The 379-nt window shown below is 52.8% G+C and carries 1 protein-coding gene and 1 pseudogene; one reads left to right on the forward strand and one right to left on the reverse strand.

What is annotated here, in order from left to right; translation table 11 throughout:
- Positions 1 to 126 precede the first annotated feature (126 nt).
- Positions 127 to 249, forward strand: coding sequence for a hypothetical protein (locus tag ACRPFF_RS11820; protein ID WP_432674685.1), 123 nt, complete (start codon positions 127 to 129; stop codon positions 247 to 249).
- A gap of 4 nt (positions 250 to 253) precedes the next feature.
- On the opposite strand, the pseudogene ACRPFF_RS11825 reads toward ACRPFF_RS11820, so the two are convergent.
- Positions 254 to 379: pseudogene (locus ACRPFF_RS11825) on the reverse strand (type IV pilus biogenesis/stability protein PilW); the annotation flags it as partial.

The raw sequence follows: 379 nt of genomic DNA on the forward strand, positions 1-379 counted from the left end.
CATACGAGATGACGTCGAGTCTCGTGGGCTCGGAGATGTGTATAAGAGACAGATACTTTGATATTGCCTGCCAGCGCATCGAGCACGCACTGGCGCAAGGGCAGTTGTTCTGATTTCAGGCTACCGATGCGTTTGGGCGCGCAAGAAGTCGAATTGAAAGCAGGCAGCCTCGCCGTCAAAATCTACGGCAGCGGACACATTCGCGAACGCCACCGCCACCGCTACGAAGTCAACAACAACTACTTTTAAACTAATAGTCCGCATCATTCACTTGGCCAGCAAGCATTTTAGTACGTGCCAGCTCTTTAACTGCAGGCGGAAATTGCGGCTGTGCGGCAAGTGAACGTTCTAAGTAGGCTTCTGCCACTCCAAGCTGCCC

The organism is Neisseria sp. SLRRB23, from assembly GCF_050896295.1.
Taxonomy (GTDB): domain Bacteria; phylum Pseudomonadota; class Gammaproteobacteria; order Burkholderiales; family Neisseriaceae; genus Neisseria.

What these genes read in the sequence shown, in the direction of transcription:
- ACRPFF_RS11820 (WP_432674685.1), top strand. Translation starts at nt 127, where the DNA reads ATGCGTTTGGGCGCGCAAGAAGTCGAATTGAAAGCAGGCAGCCTCGCC.